Source organism: Candidatus Pelagibacter sp. HIMB1623 (assembly GCF_052047695.1).
In the GTDB taxonomy this organism is placed as follows: Bacteria; Pseudomonadota; Alphaproteobacteria; order Pelagibacterales; family Pelagibacteraceae; genus Pelagibacter.
The window spans coordinates 453,817-470,720 of sequence record NZ_JBNAJN010000013.1 but is presented as its reverse complement, the minus strand read 5'-3'; the positions used below and the strand labels follow the sequence as shown (position 1 = coordinate 470,720).

At 28.3% G+C, this 16,904-nt stretch carries 20 protein-coding genes and 1 tRNA gene; 13 read left to right on the top strand and 8 right to left on the bottom strand.

The features are described 5' to 3' along the window. The first annotated feature begins 2 nt into the window (after positions 1–2). From ACTTBN_RS06960 to ACTTBN_RS06950, 3 genes are read left to right on the top strand one after another with little or no spacing between them, the layout of a single operon-like run. Positions 3–440 carry a MarR family winged helix-turn-helix transcriptional regulator gene (locus tag ACTTBN_RS06960; protein WP_428080895.1) on the top strand — a complete coding sequence of 146 codons (438 nt, stop codon included), beginning with the start codon at positions 3–5 and terminating at the stop codon, positions 438–440. Beyond that, positions 433–1,110: a response regulator gene (locus ACTTBN_RS06955; protein WP_440681676.1), complete on the top strand. Its 678-nt coding sequence runs from the start codon at positions 433–435 to the stop codon at positions 1,108–1,110. Before ACTTBN_RS06960 ends, ACTTBN_RS06955 begins: the two co-directional genes overlap by 8 nt. After that, entirely contained in the window at positions 1,091–2,410 is a 1,320-nt protein-coding gene (locus tag ACTTBN_RS06950; protein ID WP_440681675.1) for an ATP-binding protein, read from the top strand. Before ACTTBN_RS06955 ends, ACTTBN_RS06950 begins: the two co-directional genes overlap by 20 nt. Here the strand turns inward: ACTTBN_RS06950 and ACTTBN_RS06945 are convergent. Beyond that, positions 2,388–2,639 (bottom strand): hypothetical protein, encoded by a 252-nt coding sequence (locus ACTTBN_RS06945; RefSeq protein WP_075506383.1) that lies wholly within the window; start codon positions 2,637–2,639, stop codon positions 2,388–2,390. The genes ACTTBN_RS06950 and ACTTBN_RS06945 overlap by 23 nt on opposite strands. Positions 2,640–2,671: 32 nt before the next feature. Between ACTTBN_RS06945 and lgt the strand changes: the two genes are divergently transcribed. From lgt to ychF, 7 genes are read left to right on the top strand one after another with little or no spacing between them, the layout of a single operon-like run. Next, the gene (gene lgt / locus ACTTBN_RS06940; RefSeq protein ID WP_440681674.1) at positions 2,672–3,451 is read left to right on the top strand and encodes a prolipoprotein diacylglyceryl transferase; all 780 of its coding nucleotides are present in this window, start codon (positions 2,672–2,674) and stop codon (positions 3,449–3,451) included. After that, a complete protein-coding gene (locus ACTTBN_RS06935; RefSeq protein ID WP_440681673.1) occupies positions 3,435–4,484 on the top strand; it encodes an SAM-dependent methyltransferase in 1,050 nt (349 codons plus the stop codon). Before lgt ends, ACTTBN_RS06935 begins: the two co-directional genes overlap by 17 nt. Then, entirely contained in the window at positions 4,477–5,235 is a 759-nt protein-coding gene (pgeF, locus tag ACTTBN_RS06930; RefSeq protein WP_440681672.1) for a peptidoglycan editing factor PgeF, read from the top strand. The genes ACTTBN_RS06935 and pgeF overlap by 8 nt, the downstream gene beginning before the upstream one ends. A 9-nt stretch (positions 5,236–5,244) precedes the next feature. Beyond that, on the top strand, positions 5,245–6,177 hold the full coding sequence (locus tag ACTTBN_RS06925) for a ribose-phosphate pyrophosphokinase (RefSeq protein ID WP_440618924.1): 933 nt from the start codon (positions 5,245–5,247) through the stop codon (positions 6,175–6,177). A gap of 45 nt (positions 6,178–6,222) precedes the next feature. Further along, positions 6,223–6,915, top strand: a complete 693-nt coding sequence (locus tag ACTTBN_RS06920; RefSeq protein WP_440681671.1) for a 50S ribosomal protein L25/general stress protein Ctc — start codon at positions 6,223–6,225, stop codon at positions 6,913–6,915. A gap of 40 nt (positions 6,916–6,955) precedes the next feature. Beyond that, positions 6,956–7,516 (top strand): aminoacyl-tRNA hydrolase, encoded by a 561-nt coding sequence (pth, locus tag ACTTBN_RS06915; RefSeq protein ID WP_440681670.1) that lies wholly within the window; start codon positions 6,956–6,958, stop codon positions 7,514–7,516. Continuing rightward, positions 7,516–8,589, top strand: coding sequence for a redox-regulated ATPase YchF (gene ychF, locus ACTTBN_RS06910; RefSeq protein WP_440681669.1), 1,074 nt, complete (start codon positions 7,516–7,518; stop codon positions 8,587–8,589). Before pth ends, ychF begins: the two co-directional genes overlap by 1 nt. Here ychF and ACTTBN_RS06905 read toward each other — a convergent pair. The 3 genes from ACTTBN_RS06905 to petA are packed head-to-tail and all read right to left on the bottom strand — an operon-like array spanning position 8,566 to position 11,132. Next, the gene (locus ACTTBN_RS06905; protein ID WP_440681724.1) at positions 8,566–9,324 is read right to left on the bottom strand and encodes a cytochrome c1; all 759 of its coding nucleotides are present in this window, start codon (positions 9,322–9,324) and stop codon (positions 8,566–8,568) included. The two genes, ychF and ACTTBN_RS06905, sit on opposite strands and share 24 nt — an antisense overlap. 22 nt (positions 9,325–9,346) lie before the next feature. Continuing rightward, positions 9,347–10,609: a cytochrome b gene (locus tag ACTTBN_RS06900; RefSeq protein ID WP_440681668.1), complete on the bottom strand. Its 1,263-nt coding sequence runs from the start codon at positions 10,607–10,609 to the stop codon at positions 9,347–9,349. A gap of 10 nt (positions 10,610–10,619) precedes the next feature. Continuing rightward, positions 10,620–11,132 (bottom strand): ubiquinol-cytochrome c reductase iron-sulfur subunit, encoded by a 513-nt coding sequence (petA, locus tag ACTTBN_RS06895; RefSeq protein WP_440681667.1) that lies wholly within the window; start codon positions 11,130–11,132, stop codon positions 10,620–10,622. A gap of 91 nt (positions 11,133–11,223) precedes the next feature. Between petA and ACTTBN_RS06890 the strand changes: the two genes are divergently transcribed. The 3 genes from ACTTBN_RS06890 to greA are packed head-to-tail and all read left to right on the top strand — an operon-like array spanning position 11,224 to position 12,992. Beyond that, positions 11,224–11,682 carry a tRNA (cytidine(34)-2'-O)-methyltransferase gene (locus tag ACTTBN_RS06890; protein WP_075506394.1) on the top strand — a complete coding sequence of 153 codons (459 nt, stop codon included), beginning with the start codon at positions 11,224–11,226 and terminating at the stop codon, positions 11,680–11,682. A 1-nt stretch (position 11,683) separates the two neighbouring features. Continuing rightward, positions 11,684–12,511 (top strand): oxygen-dependent coproporphyrinogen oxidase, encoded by an 828-nt coding sequence (gene hemF / locus ACTTBN_RS06885; RefSeq protein WP_440681666.1) that lies wholly within the window; start codon positions 11,684–11,686, stop codon positions 12,509–12,511. Positions 12,512–12,515: 4 nt separating this feature from the next. Then, positions 12,516–12,992 (top strand): transcription elongation factor GreA, encoded by a 477-nt coding sequence (greA, locus tag ACTTBN_RS06880; RefSeq protein WP_075506396.1) that lies wholly within the window; start codon positions 12,516–12,518, stop codon positions 12,990–12,992. On the opposite strand, the gene ACTTBN_RS06875 is transcribed toward greA, so the two are convergent. The 4 genes from ACTTBN_RS06875 to ACTTBN_RS06860 form a co-directional block, all read right to left on the bottom strand. Then, a complete protein-coding gene (locus tag ACTTBN_RS06875; protein WP_440681665.1) occupies positions 12,989–14,263 on the bottom strand; it encodes a CCA tRNA nucleotidyltransferase in 1,275 nt (424 codons plus the stop codon). The genes greA and ACTTBN_RS06875 overlap by 4 nt on opposite strands. Positions 14,264–14,268: 5 nt before the next feature. Then, positions 14,269–14,342: transfer RNA gene (locus ACTTBN_RS06870), tRNA-Gln, on the bottom strand. Between the two features lie 34 nt (positions 14,343–14,376). Next, positions 14,377–15,219 carry a 4-(cytidine 5'-diphospho)-2-C-methyl-D-erythritol kinase gene (locus ACTTBN_RS06865; protein WP_440681664.1) on the bottom strand — a complete coding sequence of 281 codons (843 nt, stop codon included), beginning with the start codon at positions 15,217–15,219 and terminating at the stop codon, positions 14,377–14,379. Next, positions 15,216–16,904 (bottom strand): tetratricopeptide repeat protein, encoded by a 1,689-nt coding sequence (locus ACTTBN_RS06860; protein WP_440681663.1) that lies wholly within the window; start codon positions 16,902–16,904, stop codon positions 15,216–15,218. Before ACTTBN_RS06860 ends, ACTTBN_RS06865 begins: the two co-directional genes overlap by 4 nt.

Below are 16,904 nucleotides of genomic sequence, written 5' to 3'. Positions count from 1 at the left end.
TTATGAAAGAACTTTTATATCTTAAAGACGATCAACTTAAGGGTTTAATTGAAAAATTATTTGTTAGTTACAGAGAGACATTTTCTGACTCTAAAAAAATTTTAGATAAATATTCAATTGGTGTAGCCCACCATAAAGTTATTCACCTAATTTCATCTTATGAAGGTATCTCTATTTCAGATCTTCTAAAAAAATTAAAAGTAACTAAGCAGAGCCTCAACAGAGTTTTAAAAGATTTAATAAAGTTAGATATCGTCATATTTAAGAAAAATGATCAGGATACAAGGGTTAAACATGTGTTTTTAAACGAAAAAGGGAAGAAAATATTTGAAGAAATTTTTAATTTACAAAAAAAAAGAATTTATTCTGCTCTTTTAAATTCAACTTCAGAAGAAGTTGTTAATTTTGACAATGTATTAAATAAAATAATTAATGGATAATTTTTTAGCTCATATTTTAGTAGTTGATGACGACGATGGTATTAGATCATTAGTAAAGAAATTTTTAAACGAAAATGATTATTTAGTAACTACAGCTGACAGTGCTGAAGATGCCTCAGAGAAAATAAAAATAATAAAGTTTGATTTAATTGTACTAGATATAATGATGCCTGGAAAGAGTGGATTAGAATTTATAGAAGAAAATAAAAAAAATCTAGATACTCCAATAATACTTCTTACTGCTAAAGGAGAAGCTAAGGAAAGAATAGAAGGTCTTGAAGTTGGTGCAGATGATTATTTGCCCAAACCATTTGAACCTAAAGAATTAATTCTAAGAATAAAAAACATTTTAGATAAGACACAAAAAACTGAGCAAAAAAGAATTATTGAATTTGAAAATGTCAAAATCGACTTAAATAAACTTTTAATTATTAGAGATCAAAAAGAATTTAAAATTAACAATACTGAAAAGACAATTTTAGAAAAAATGATTAATAGTCCTGGAAAAACATTTTCAAGAGAAGATATAGGAAAATTGATTAGTCTAGATAAAGAAAGATCTATCGATGTTATTATTACTAGATTGAGAAAAAAAATTGAAATAGATCAAAAAAGTCCTAAGTTTTTGCAAACAATTAGAGGTGCAGGATATGTTCTCTGGATTGAGTAATTATTTAAAAAAAGTTTTACCAAAAAGATTATTTTATAGAGCACTTTTAATAGTTGCTGTCCCTGTAATTACTATCCAATTAATAATAACCATTGTTTTTTTTGATAGTTTGTGGATTAAAACTAATAAAGGTATGACCAGAACCCTGGTTAATGAAATTAGTGCTTTTGTAGAAGCTTATCAAAATGAGGAAAATGATAAACAAGAAGTGACAAACCTATTTTCATTATTTCTAGATTTAAATATTGAATTAGTTGTTGATGAAAAATTAAGTGATCAAAATAAAGAAAGATGGTTTAGTCCAATTGATCGAACTTTAAGAAGAGAATTGAAGTCTAAATTTTCTCCTGAGATCTTCTGGTTTAATACTACAAACTATAAAGAACTAGTTGATTTAAGAATAAAGTATGAAGATGGATATTTTAAATTTTTAGTTCCAAAAGATCGAGTCACTAGTACCTCTGCAAGAATATTTGCACTATGGATTACAGTTCCTGCAATTATAATGGTTATTATTTCACTAATATTTTTAAAAAACCAAACAAGACCAATTACAAATTTAGCTCGCGCTGCTGAAAGATTTGGAAAAGGAGAAGACATAGAAGAATTTAAACCCTCAGGAGCACTCGAGATACGTCAAGCAGGTCATGAATTTGACAAAATGAGAAAGAGAATTGAAAGACATCTTAATCAGAGAACTGAAATGTTGTCAGGTATTAGTCATGATTTAAGAACTCCTTTAACAAGAATGAAGCTACAATTAGCTTTTCTTAAAGATAAAGATGCAGTTGATAAGTTAACAGATGATATCAACGAAATGGAAAAAATGCTTAATGAATACCTGCAATTTACAAGCTCGTCATATGTTGAAAAAGACGAAATGTTTAATCTTTCAGAACTAATAGAGGAAATTATAAAAAAATATAATAATAAAAACATTTCTCATAATTTAATTCCTAGAATTTACATTAATGGCAGAAAGAACCTTATCAATAGATCTTTAAATAACTTGATTGATAACGGATTAAAATATGCAAACAAAGTTGAAATAAGCCTAACCAAAAAAAATACAAACCTATTTATAATTATCGATGATGACGGTCCAGGGATACCTAAAAAAGAACATGAAAACGTATTTAAACCTTTTTATAAGATGGACAAAGGGAGAAACGATTCAAAATCTAGTGTTGGTCTAGGACTGTCAATTGCTTCTGATATTATCAAATCCCATGGTGGTAACATTATGCTGGAAAAATCAAAATTTAATGGTCTAAGAGTTAAGATCTTTTTGCCGGTCTAGTTTTCTTCTTTTTTTTTGTTTCTAATTTTGAAATTTTATTTTCTAAATTTTCTACTCTCTTTGAAAGAATCTCAAATTCATCCTTGCTTGTAAGTTTCATTTTAAAAACAAATTCGTCTCTCTTTGACTTAAATATATTTAAGATTTCAGATGATAAATCTTTCGAAGTTATTAATCCCTGCTCTAGTAGTTTTGCAAATTTATCAATTATAAATTTAGAATTTTTCATATTTGAGATATACAATATAGATATAATTTAAAATGTTCATCAATAATTTTGACCCAGTTGCAATAGAAATATTTTCTTTAGAAATTAGATGGTATTCTCTAGCTTATATAGCTGGTATTTTATTTGGATGGTTAATAGCAAAAAAACTATTCTTAAAGAATTCTGAAATAAATAAAAATTTTGATGATTATATAACCTACTTAATCATTGGAATTATTTTAGGTGGAAGAATTGGATATGTATTATTTTATAATTTTGAATTCTATATCAATAATCTATTAGATATTTTAAAAGTATGGGAAGGTGGCATGTCTTTTCATGGAGGAGTAATTGGTATTGTTATCGCAACTATATTGTTTGCAAAAAAAAATAATCAAGATGCGTTTTTATATTTAGACGTCGTCGCTCTAGTTGCACCTATTGGAATATTTTTTGGAAGAATTGCAAATTTTATAAATTCTGAACTTTATGGAACTATAACTAATTTACCTTGGGCAGTTACATTCATACAAATAGATAATCAATCAAGACATCCCTCACAAATTTATGAGGCATTATTAGAAGGTTTAATTCTATTTTTAATTTTACTTTATTTTAGAAATAGAGGAAATTTTGCTATAGCTGGATTGATTTCTGGATTATTTTTAATTTTCTATTCAATCTTTAGATTTATTGTTGAATTTTTTAGAGTTCCAGATGATCAATTGGGATACCTAATATTCAATTTAACTATGGGTCAGTTAATAAGTTTTATCTTTTTGATAATTGGATTAATTATTTTCTTTTTGAAAAAAAATGAACAAGTCGACTAATTTACCTCTAGATCAATTTATAAATCACGCTCTTTACGATAAAGAAAATGGTTATTATATGAAAAAAAATCCCTTTGGAAAGGAAGGTGATTTTATTACGTCTCCCAACATCACAAGACTATTTTCAGAAATAATTACGATTTGGGTAATAACTTTTTGGAAAAGCATTGGTTCACCTAAAAAATTTAACTTAATTGAACTTGGCGCTGGTAATGGAGAGATGATGAAAGTTGTATCTGAAACATTAAAGAATTTTCCAGATTGTTTTAACTCCTGTAATTTAATGATTCATGAAAAAAGCTCATATTTAATCAATGAACAAAAAAAAAATTTAAATTCTGAAAAAATAATCTGGGTAAATGAAGTTGAAATCGATAACACATTTCCTTGCATTTATCTTGCAAACGAATTTTTTGATGCACTTCCAATAAAGCAATTTTTTAAAAAGGAGAATAATTGGTTTGAAAGGTATGTTAATTTAAAAACTTACAAAAAGGCTGAGTTCAATGATAAAGAAGTTAATATTAAAACAATAGAGCAAGAACTTAAATTTGAAATATCTAAGGACCAAGATGTTATTGAATACTCTCCGGAAGCGTTTAAATATCTAGAGAAAATTTGTAAAATTATTGAGAACAGAAATGGTGGACTTTTAATAATTGATTATGGATATTTAGATCTGAAAATAAAAAATACTATTCAAGCAATAAAAGATCATAAATTTTCAAACATATTAGAAGATATCGGCGACTCTGATATTACATACAATTTAAATTTTAATTTATATGCCAATTATATTAATCAGTTTGAAAAACTAGATCATCTAATTACTAATCAAAAAAAATTCTTAACAAGTATGGGAATTTTGCAGAGAGCAGAGATCGTAAGCAATAATATAGCCTTCTCAAAGAAAACAGATCTATTTTATAGAATCAGACGTTTAATTGATGAGAAACAAATGGGAGAGTTGTTTAAGGTAATGTTGATAAAAGTTAAAAACAATAAATTTAAAACAGGTTTTCAAATTGATTAAATCTAAAAAACTTTCAAAATATAAAGCTATTAAACATGGTTTTTTTAATAGCATCGGTGGTGTATCAAAAAATATTTATAAAAGTTTAAATTGTGGTCCAGGTTCAAATGATAATAGTGCAAGTGTAAAAAAAAATTTAAATATTGTCAGGAAAAAAATTTCTAAGAACTCAAAAAATATTTTTTTAGTTAATCAAATTCATAGTAATAAATTCGTGTTTATTGACAAAAAGTATAAATCAAAAATAAAACCCAAGGCTGATGCAATTATTACTGACCAAATAAATTTACCTATTGCGGTTTTGACTGCAGATTGTGTACCAATACTTATTTTTGACAATCAGAGAAAAATGATAGCTGCAATTCATTCAGGATGGAAAGGTGCCTTTAAGGGAATTATATCAAAAGTGATTAAATTTATGGTTAAGAGAGGGTCTAAAACAAAAAATATTACAGCAGTTATAGGTCCATCAATATCAGTTAAAAATTATGAAGTTCAAAAAGATTTTTATAAAAAATTAATAAGAAAAGACAAAACTAATCATAAATTTTTTAAAATGGGTAAAGAAAAGTTATATTTTAACTTATCTAGTTATGTTAAATCATTACTTCTTAAGTCTGGTGTGAAAAAAATAGAAAAAATTGACGTTGATACATTCGATGCTAAAAATAAATTTTTTAGTGCTAGAAGATCAAAAAGTTTAAATCATGCTGATTATGGTAGAAATATTTCAATAATTATGCTTAATTAGGTTTTTTTCATGAAATTATTATCAGGAAATAGCAATAAACCTCTTAGTAAGAATATTGCTAAATATTTAAAATCTAAATTAGTCAATTCAAGTATTAGAAATTTTTCTGATGGTGAGATTTATGTTGAGATTAATGAAAACATAAGAGGAAACAGTATTTTTATTATTCAATCTGTTTCTTCACCAGCTAATGATAATTTAATGGAACTTTTATTATGCATAGATGCTTTAAAAAGATCATCTGCCAAAAATATAACTGCTGTAATTCCATATTTTGGTTATGCAAGACAAGATAGAAAAGTTGTCCCAAGAACTTCAATTTCAGCAAAACTAGTATCAAACTTAATTACAAAAGCAGGAGCAGATCGTGTTGTAACAGTAGATTTGCATGCAGGACAAATTCAAGGATTTTTTGATATTCCAGTAGATAACTTGTTTGCTACTCCTATTTTTGCAAGACACGTTAAGAAAAAAATTAAAAGTAAAAATATGATTTGTGTTGCTCCAGATGTGGGTGGCACTGAAAGAGCAAGATCTCTTGGAAAACTTTTAAATGTTGGTCTAGCTATAGTAGATAAAAGAAGACCTAAGCCAGGACAATCTCAGGTTATGAATGTAATTGGGGATGTAAAAGGTAAGACATGTATAATTGTAGACGATATCATCGACTCAGGTGGAACAATTGTAAATGCAGCTAAAGCTCTAAAAGATAGAGGTGCAAAAGAAGTTTACGTTTATATTACTCACGGTGTACTTAGTGGCGAAGCGGTCAAAAAAATTAAAAATTCTGTTATCAAAAATTTAGTAATTACAGACACAATTGATAATAGTGACAAAATAAAAGGTGCAAAAAACATTGAAGTTTTATCTATTTCAGGGCTAATGGGTGAAGCGATAAAAAGAATATCAAATTCTACTTCTGTATCTGATTTATTTAAATAATTACCTTGTGTTATTAAGGATCTTGAGCTAAAAACCCTTGTTTTTATGAATACTTTAGAAGCTAACATCAGAGATACTAAAACAAAAGGCGAGCTTAACTCACTAAGAGATAATGGAGAAGTTCCGGCTATAATTTACGGCGGTGAAGCTCAAAATGAAAAAGTTTCTATATCTAAGAAACTGCTAAAGTCGATGTTAGAAGACTCAAATTTTTTATCTACAATTCTTACATTAAATGTAAACGGTAAACCACAAAATGTACTTCCAAGAGAAGTAAAATATCACATCTTGTCAGACGAACCTATACATGTTGATTTTTTAAGAGTTGTGCCTGGTCTAAAAATTAGAATTGAGGTTCCAGTTAAATTTATTAATCACGAAAAATCACCTGGATTAAAAAAAGGTGGAGTATTAAATATTGTAAGAAGAAAAGTTGAATTAAAATGTCCAAGTGAAAAAATACCTGACAATCTTTTAATTGATTTAGATGGTGTTGATATTGGAGTAAGTTTTAAAATTTCATCAATTAATCTAGATCCTGAAGTTGTACCAACTATTCAAGGTAGGGATTTCGTTATTGCAACACTTGCGGCTCCAACTGTAATGAAAGAGCCAGAAAAACCAGCTGAAGCTGAAGCTGCAGAGGGTGAAGCAGGTGGTGCCGATGCTGCTGCACCAGCTGAAGGCGATAAAACAGCTGCTGAAGGCGAAGAGAAGCCTGCTGAAGAAAAAAAATAAATTATTTAGACTGAAGTTTGTTTTCCATTAAAAAATTTTTATGCTTTTATTTGTAGGACTAGGTAACCCAACGCCCGATAGTGAAAATAATAGACATAATGTAGGTTTTAAAATTATAGACTCGATAAATAAAAAATTTGGTCTATCAAAACAAAAACCTAAATTTAAAGGTTTGCTTACAACAGGAAATGTTGGAGACAAAAAAATATATGCAATTAAACCTTTAACTTTCATGAATAATTCAGGAATTTGTATAAGAGAATTAATAGAATATTTTAAAATTGATGCCGAGGATGTCATAGTTTTTCATGATGATTTAGATGTAGAATTTGGAAAAATAAAAGCTAAGTTTGGTGGATCTAGCGCAGGTCATAACGGTATAGCATCAATAGATAAATTTATTGGTAAAGATTATTCTAGAGTTAGAATAGGTATTGGAAAACCAAAAGATAATATGGAAGTTAGTGATTTTGTACTTCAAAATTTTGATGATGATGAAATGGTCGGATTAGAAAAAATTACAAATAATATTACTGAATCAATTTCAATATTAATTGATAAAAAATTAGATCTATTTTCAAGTACAGTTAATAATAAATAATGAGTTTTAAATGTGGAATTGTTGGTTTACCAAATGTTGGTAAGTCTACACTTTTTAATGCACTAACAAATTCTAGTAAAGCACAAGCAGCTAATTTTCCATTTTGTACAATTGATCCAAATGTTGGTGTAGTTCCCGTACCAGATGAAAGATTGTCCAAATTATCAAAAGTCTCTAACTCTAAAAAGGTAATTAACACTACAATTTCATTCGTTGATATTGCTGGTCTTGTAAAAGGAGCTTCAAAAGGAGAAGGATTAGGAAATAAATTTCTTTCTCATATCAGGGAAGTTGATGCAGTAATTCATATGATTAGATGTTTTGACTCAGATGATATCCAAAATGTTAATCCTGACGTAAACCCAGTGAGAGATTTGGAAATTATTGAAACTGAAATGATGCTTGCAGATCTTGAAAGTATTCAAAAAAGATTGGAAAAAAATAACAAGAAAAATGTAGATGAGGAACAACTTAAAATTTTAGAAATTGCTCTTGATTGCATAAATAATGACAAAGATATTTCGGTTCTAAAAACACAATTTGATACCAAACAATTAAATCAAAGTGGTTTGTTATCAATTAAGCCAAAAATATATGTTTGCAATGTTGATGAACAAAGTGTTCAGAACGGTAATAAATATACAAATGATTTTATAGAAAAATTTGGAAATGAAAATGCACTAATTGTATCTGCTGATATTGAAAATCAAATTAATGAACTGCCTGCTGAAGAGAAAAAAAACTATATGGAAATGATAGGTTTAAAAGAGACCGGATTAAATATGTTAATTCAAAAAGGTTACAATATACTAGAGCTGGATACTTATTTTACATCAGGTCCTGAAGAAACAAGAGCATGGACAATTAAAAAAAATTGTACAGCTCCTAAAGCAGCAGGTGAAATACATACTGATTTTGAAAAAGGCTTTATTCGAGCTGAAACTATTTCCTATGAAGATTTTATAGCAAATGATGGCTGGGTAAATTCTAAAGCAAATGGGAAAATGAGATTAGAAGGAAAAGATTATATTGTTAAAGATGGAGATGTATTAAACTTCAGATTCAACACGTGACCAAATTTTCTTCATACTAAAGTAAACTAAAATAGTTAAAATAATCAAATATACTATAGCTTTAAAACCCATTTGGTGTCTTGCTTCTAAGTGAGGCTCCGCAGCCCACATTAAAAATGTTGTTACATCTTTTGACATCTGTTCAACTGATGCATTAGTTCCATCCCCGTACTCTACTATTCCATCTGATAATGGTGCTGCCATTCTAATCTTATTACCATACATATATTTATTATAATAAACTCCATCATCCAAAGTTACTCCACTTGGTGGATCTTCATAACCTTGAAGTAAAGAATAAATATAATCAACTCCACCACCTCTAGCTTTAACTAAAACAGACATGTCTGGTGGATACGCTCCTCCGTTAGCGGCTTGCGCAGCTTTTACATTTTCGTAAGGCATTACAAATTTATCTGAAAGTTTTCCAGGTCTAGTAAACATTTCACCATCAGCGTTTGGTCCATCTGTAACCTCAAAAGAAGCAGCGATTGCTTTTGCAGCTGCCTCTGAAAACTCTGGTCCACCCTCTTCTGATAAATTTCTATAGCTCAAATATTTCATTGAATGACAAGAAGCACAAACTTCCGTATAAACTTGATACCCTCTTTGAAGAGCTGCCCTATCAAATTTTCCAAAAAGACCCTTAAAACTCCAGTCTGTTTTAAGATAATCTACTTTTTCTGCAGCAAATGTTTGAACGCTATTTAGAGAGAAAAATGAAAGTATTAAAATTAATTTAAATAACTTTTTCACTTTATTTTATTTTACTTTCTCTGTGTTTTGCGGCTGCTAAGTTCGGTGATCCACCTAAAATAGGTTCTGTTATACTTAGTGGGACAGGTAATGTTCTTTCTTTAAACCCGAGTACTGGGAGAATAACCAAGAAATGTAAGAAATAATAAGCAGTGGCTACTCTTGCGATTAATAAATAGAGACCTTCTGCAGGCATTGCTCCCACGTAACCGAGGATTAAAACGTCTGCTACTAAAATCCAGTAAAATTGTTTGTACAATGGTCTAAATACTGCTGATCTAATTTTTGAAGTATCTAACCAAGGTAAAGCTGCAAGTATTAAAATTGCAGATAGCATTGCAACTACTCCAAGTAGTTTATCTGGTACCGATCTTAATATTGCATAAAAAGGTAACAGGTACCATTCTGGAACTATATGAGCTGGGGTTACCATTGGATTTGCCTCTATGTAATTATCTGCGTGTCCTAAAATATTAGGCGTATAGAAAACAAAAAATGCAAAAACAATCATAAACATTAATAATGCAAAACCATCTTTAATAACAATGTATGGATGGAATGGGACAGTATCCTTTGAAGGTTTTTTAATATCAATACCAACTGGATTGTTATTACCAGGTACATGCAGAGCCCAAATATGTAAAACTACTAGACCTAAAATTAAAAATGGAATCAAGTAATGTAGAGTGAAAAATCTTGTCAATGTTGGATTATCAACTGAGTATCCACCCCATAACCATGTTACAATTCCCTCACCTACTAATGGGATTGCACTAAATAAATTTGTAATAACAGTTGCTCCCCAGAAACTCATTTGTCCCCAAGGTAAGACGTAGCCCATAAATGCAGCTGCCATCATTAACAAGTAAATTACTATACCAATAATCCAAATTATTTCTCTTGGTGCTTTGTAAGAACCATAAAATAACGATCTAAAGATATGAATATACACAGCAAGAAAAAACATCGATGCACCATTTGCATGTATGTATCTAATTAACCATCCGTAGTTAACATCTCTCATTATATGCTCAACACTTTCGAATGCCATGTCAGCATGAGCAATGTAATGCATTGCCAAAGTTAATCCTGTTATAATTTGTGTGATTAAGCAAAAAGTTAAAATTCCTCCAAATGTCCACCAGTAATTTAAATTTTTTGGAGTAGGATAATCCGTTAAATGATTTGCAAGAGTTAGTAACGGTAATCTATCATTAAACCATTGACCAACTTTTGATTTAGGTTGATAATCGTGATCACTCATAACAACTGTACTATCCTATTTTAATTGTGTTTGCGTTTACGAATTCATATTTTGGAACTTCCATATTCCAAGGAGCCGGTCCTTTTCTAATTCTTCCAGACGTATCATAGTGAGAACCGTGACAAGGACAAAACCATCCATTATAATCACCTTTGTCATTCAAAGGCACACATCCTAAATGAGTACAAACTCCAATCATGACTAACCATTCAGGATTTTTTGCTCTATCCTCATCTTTTTCTGGATGAATTAATTCTTCCATTTTAACAGATCTTGCTTCGTCGATCTCTTCTTGTGTTCTTCTTCTGATGAAAACTGGTTTTCCTCTCCATAGAACTGTAATTGTATTTCCAGGTTGGACTGAACTTATATCTACCTCAGTACTTGCTAATGCTTTAACTGAAGCATCTGGGTTCATTTGATCTACCATTGGCCACACTACTGCTGCTGCTCCAACGGCACCTACAGCTGTAGTCGCCGTAAATAAAAAATCTCTTCTTTTTTTTGGCTTTTTATCTGACATTTTAAATAGTTTTTTGTTAAAAAATTAATTTAATATACGATTTCTTATAAGATAACAGTAATTTTTCTACTGAAAGAATGACACATTACGGATGAAACCTAGACCTAAAATTTCACTATACGAGCCAGATATTCCACAGAATACAGCTGCAATTATACGAACGTGTGCCTGTTTAGGGGCGGAATTAGAAATTATTGAGCCTTGTGGATTTTTATTATCTGACAAAAGGTTTAAAAGAGTTGTCATGGACTACATGGACTATAGTAAAATTAAATTCTACCAAAGTGCGGAACATTTTTTTGAAGAAAAAAAGAATCAAAGAATTGTTTTAATGACAACAAAGGGTTCTATAAATTATACTAAATTTAATTTTAAAGCTGATGATACAATATTATTTGGAAGAGAGAGCGCTGGTGTTCCAGAGAAGGTTCATAAGCTGATTGGTGATCGTCTAAAAATTCCAATGAATGAAAATGCGAGATCTCTAAATATAGCATCCTCAGTTGCAATAGTTTTGGCTGAAAGTTTAAGGCAAAATAATTTAATGTAATATGGACAATTCAATTAAAAAAGACCTAGCTAGCAATTGGTTCAAATTATTACAAAATGCAATTTGTAATGACATACTTGAATTGGAAAATAAGAAAATTAAATTTGTATCAACTTCTTGGAAAAGAAACTCTAAAAAAGATGAGGGTGGTGGTGAATATAGAATTTTAAAAAATGGGAAAATTTTTGAAAAAGTTGGAGTAAATTTTTCAAAAGTATATGGAAAATTTCCTAAAAAATTTCAAAAAAATATACCAGGAGCTGAGAAAGATCCTAGATTTTGGGCTTCAGGAATTTCAATAGTTATGCATATGCAAAATCCACACATTCCAGCTATGCATTTTAATACAAGATATATCAGCACTCAAAAAAATTGGTTTGGAGGGGGAATGGATGTAACCCCGACCATCAAAGATGATAATGAAAAAAATAAATTTCATAAAACTTTAAAGTTAATGTGTGATCAACATAATAAAAATTATTATAAAAAATATAAAAAATGGTGCGATGAATATTTTTATTTACCCCACAGAAAAGAAGCTAGAGGAATTGGGGGAATTTTTTTTGATTATAAAGATGATAATTTCGAAAAAGATTTTAAATTTGTAAGAGATGTTGGTATTACTTTTCAAATGATCTTTAATGAAATTATTAGAAAAAAAATTAAGAAAAAATGGTCTTTAAAAGAAAAAGAGAAGCAGTATATTAAAAGAGGTCGTTACGCAGAATTTAATTTACTGTATGACAGGGGAACTAAATTTGGATTACAAACTGGTGGTAATGTAGAAGGAATTTTAATGTCTTTACCTCCTTTAGCTAAGTGGAAATAAAAAAATGGAAAAAGAACCTATTACTTTAAATGGTTTAAAAAAATTAGAGGAAGAACTTATTTTTTTAAAAGAAAAGAAAAGACCTGAGATAGTTGCCGCAATTGCTGAAGCAAGATCGCATGGAGATCTAAAAGAAAATGCCGAATATCATGCTGCAAAGGAAGAACAATCTCATAATGAGGGAAGGATTACTGAAATAAACGACATAATAGCCAGAGCTAATGTAATTGATGTAACTAAATTAAATAATGAGGGTAAAGTAATTTTTGGATCAACTGTATATCTAGAAGACTTAGATAGTGGGGAAAAAATAAATTATAAAATTGTTGGAAAAGATGAAGCTGACTTAAAACAAAAATTAATTTTCTTTCAGTCCCCAATTGGAAAAGGATTAATAGGTAAAAATAAAAGTGATCTTGTAGAAATAAGTACCCCTTCTGGGATAAAGAATTTTGAAATTAAAGACGTTAAATATATTTAACTCTTTGCAATTTTTTCAACCTGTTTATCTGAAATTTGAAATCCATTTTGAACCCAGGTTTCTTCTATAAGTTTTAACTTATTACCTAAAATTTTACCCTCAGGAATTTTATACTTAGACATTAAAATATTTGCTCCAATTTTTAATTCAGGCAATGTTTTATTTTCGTAAATTTTAAGTAGTTTTAATAATTTATTCTCTACCTTACTTGAATAGAACAATTTAAAATTAATTATATCAATTACAGTTTGTCTACCATTATAGTAAAATATTTTATTAAAGTTTTTTTCTGTAAAACTTTTAATACTCACCTTTTCTTTGAAAAAATAATGAATTAATTTAAGCCTCTTTTGATCTTTTTTTGAGATTTTAAATTTATAAATGAAATAGTCAGTATTGTCTGTTTCATCAATAATCAACAATGCAATTACAAAAATAAAGTCAAAGTTGCTAATAACTTTGGAACTAAATGAATTCAGCTTCTTAAAATGATTAATATTTTTAAATTGTGGAAATACTATTTCTAATATTTCTAAACTTTGTTGATCTTCAAATAATTTGAGAAAATTTTTTGATTTAACTGTCTTTTTAAATTCATCTAATAATCTTTCAGCAGATAAGTTCGAAATACCTTTGATATTTTTTTTAAATATTTTAATTATCTCTGTTTTATGATTTTCAGTTGAGTAATTAATATGAAAACGGAAATATCTTAATATTCTTAAATAATCCTCTTGAATTCTTTTTTCTGGATCTCCAATAAATTTTAAAACGCCTTTATTTAAATCTAGCTTACCATTTTGTGGATCAAATAAATTTCCTAAACTATCAGAGTAAATAGCATTAATTGTAAAATCTCTTCTTTTTGAATCTTCTTTCCAATCAGAAGTAAATTCAACTTTTGCATGTCTTCCGTCTGTAGCAACGTCTTTTCTAAGTGAAGTAATTTCATAGTTTTTTTCATTTATTACTGCAGTTATCGTGCCGTGTTCTTTACCTGACTCAAAAAATTTAATTTGATGTTTATTTAGTGCATCACAAACTTCATCTGGTGTAATGTTAGTTGCTAAATCAATGTCATCTACTTCTTCTCGATTTATAATTTTTCTAATACATCCTCCAACAAATCTTAATTCACTATTTTCAGAATAATTGTTAATTGCTTCAAAAATTTTTTTTGCAGGAGTGTTCTGGGATATGTTTTTTATATTTTTACTTATATAATTAAGATTTTTGGACCTTAAAAAAATTTTATCTAAAAATTTATCCATATATATGGCTGGGGCGCTAGGATTCGAACCTAGGATGCAGGTACCAAAAACCCGTGCCTTACCGCTTGGCTACGCCCCAATATTATAGTTCCTATAACACAAAAAAAATAAATTTATATAGTTTTTGATACATTCAACCAACAATTATTAAATTTCCTCTTAAATTGTGCTTTTGCCAAATTACAGTCTTTGACTGATTGATAGAATGCAATAACTGTAGATCCAGACCCAGTCATTCTTACAAATTCAGGATTATTAGTCTTTTCTAAAAATAACTTAATCTTTTTTATTTGTGGGTATTTTGAAATAGCAATATCTTCTAAGGCATTAGTTTGATTTTTTAAAAATTTATAACCAAACATATTCTTTTTGGGATTATTAAATTTTGGTTTTGTAAAATTTCTAACATTAGAATAAATTTTTTTTGTCGCACAACCAAAATTAGGTTTTATTAAAAGCATATTTAAAATTGGACAATTAAAAAATTTTTTAATTTTATTGTTTGAAAGTAAAACTGAGCTAGATGGGTCTATACCCAAAATAACATCGGAACCTATTTCAGAACAAACCTCCAAAATTTTTTTTTTACTGATTTTAATTAGCTTTTTTTTATTTAAAAAATTTAAAATACTCGCAGCATTTAATGAACCTCCACCAAGTCCTGCTTTTTGAGGAATATTCTTTGTTATAGAAACTCTATATTTTTGATTTAGTAGCAACCTTTCTCGATCTAGAATTTCAAAGAGTTTTTGAACAGTATTTTTTTTTCCAATACCTTTTGCAAATTTCCCTTGAAAAGAAATATTATGTTTTTCACCTCCTGTTTTTTTTATTGAAATAACATCATGCAAATCAATAAAACTAATGATACTTTCAATTTTATGTAATGAATTATTTTTTCCTGTTACATTGAGTGCTAAATTGATTTTGGCATGAGATTTTAAATTTAATTTCATTGAATAGATTTTAAGCCGGTAATCAACTTTTTGTTTATATTTTCTCTCATATCATCGTCAGTATCATCAAAACTCAACACGCTATTCCAAAAATATCTTGCCTGAATTTTTTGGTTTAGCTTCCACAATATATCTCCGTAATGATCATTTACTATTGGGTCATCAGGCATTAATTCTACAGCTCTTTTTAAATATTTTTCTGCTTCCCCATATTCATCTATCAAGAAATATGCCCAACCAATTGAGTCAATGATATAAGGATCATTACTTTTTGAATTATATGCTATTTTTAACATTTCCATCGCTTCATCTATTTTGTAATCACGTTCTAACCAAGAATAAGCAAGATAATTTAGGACATATGCATCATCAGGTCTTATCCTTAGTGCATGAAGTAAATCTTCATCTGACTTCTCATAATTACCTAATCTTTCGTAACTCCCACCTCTTCGATATAAAATATCTGATTTAATTACAGAACTATCCTCTAGAGAGGAGATTAATTTTGAATAATAATCAATTGCAAGTTCATAATTTTTAGAGTTTTTGTAAAAATTCGCTAAATCAAAAATCATCTTTGGGTTAGGTTTTTCAATATTTTTAAACTTAGACTCAATATAGCTTGTTGCCTTTTCATAATTTTTTTCTTTCACTATTATTTGCGCTTCTTTTTTAACTCTAAACCAATAATAAAACTCATCAGTCTCTTTAAATTTTCTTACTATTTTTTTTACCTTGTTGTATTCACCATCTGCAAAGAAATTTTCAGCAACGAGTGATAAATTAAATTCAAATTTAGGGTTTAAATATATTGATAAATTTAAATAAAAATTTGATTTTTCAAAATTATCTTGTGACGAATAAAGGTTTGATATCAAAAATAAAAATTCACTAATTATATCATTGTGATTTCTACATGAGAAAATTTTTTCAAAACTTTTAAACTTATTATTATCTATCCAGCTTTTTGTTTGTGTTAGCAAAAGTGTTGAACCAATATAATCAATTTGATCAATTACTGACTTTGCCTGATCAAACTCTTTATTCTGAATAAGATAATTTATATAAAAAAATATATATCTTGAATAATCACCTTGTTGACTATTTATTAAATTTAAAAAGAAAGAGCTGGTTCTTTGATCATTATAATAACATCTTTGAAATGCCTCAGCTATTAATGATAAGTTTCCAAAATTTTTCTTATTAGGTAAAAGTTTTTTATTTTTAAAAGTGTAAATATACTGCTTTAAAGTTTCAAAAATTACTAAATTAATTCTATTTTCTTCCTGAAATCTCAAACTTTGATCTAAGTAAATATTAGCTTTATCAAAATCATTTTTTTTTAAACTATCAATTATTAGTAAAATATATGCATCAAAAAAATCTGTGTTACTTTTTTTTGAGTTATTTTTTACAACATTTATTGCTTGCGCTACTTTGTTTTCCAATACAAGAGAATTAACATATCTTTTTAAATAACTGTCGTGGTTATTCAGTAAAACTTTGCTTAAGTTGAAATATTTTAAAGCTTCTGAATTGTCTCTATTTTCATAAGCTATAATACCTGAAAAATAATTAGATAAATCTCTTGAGTTGAAATCATTAAAACTTGTACTTTTAGAATAAACAGGTGTCTGATAGGATAACGCTAATAATAATATGATTTTAAATATTTTAGATATCAT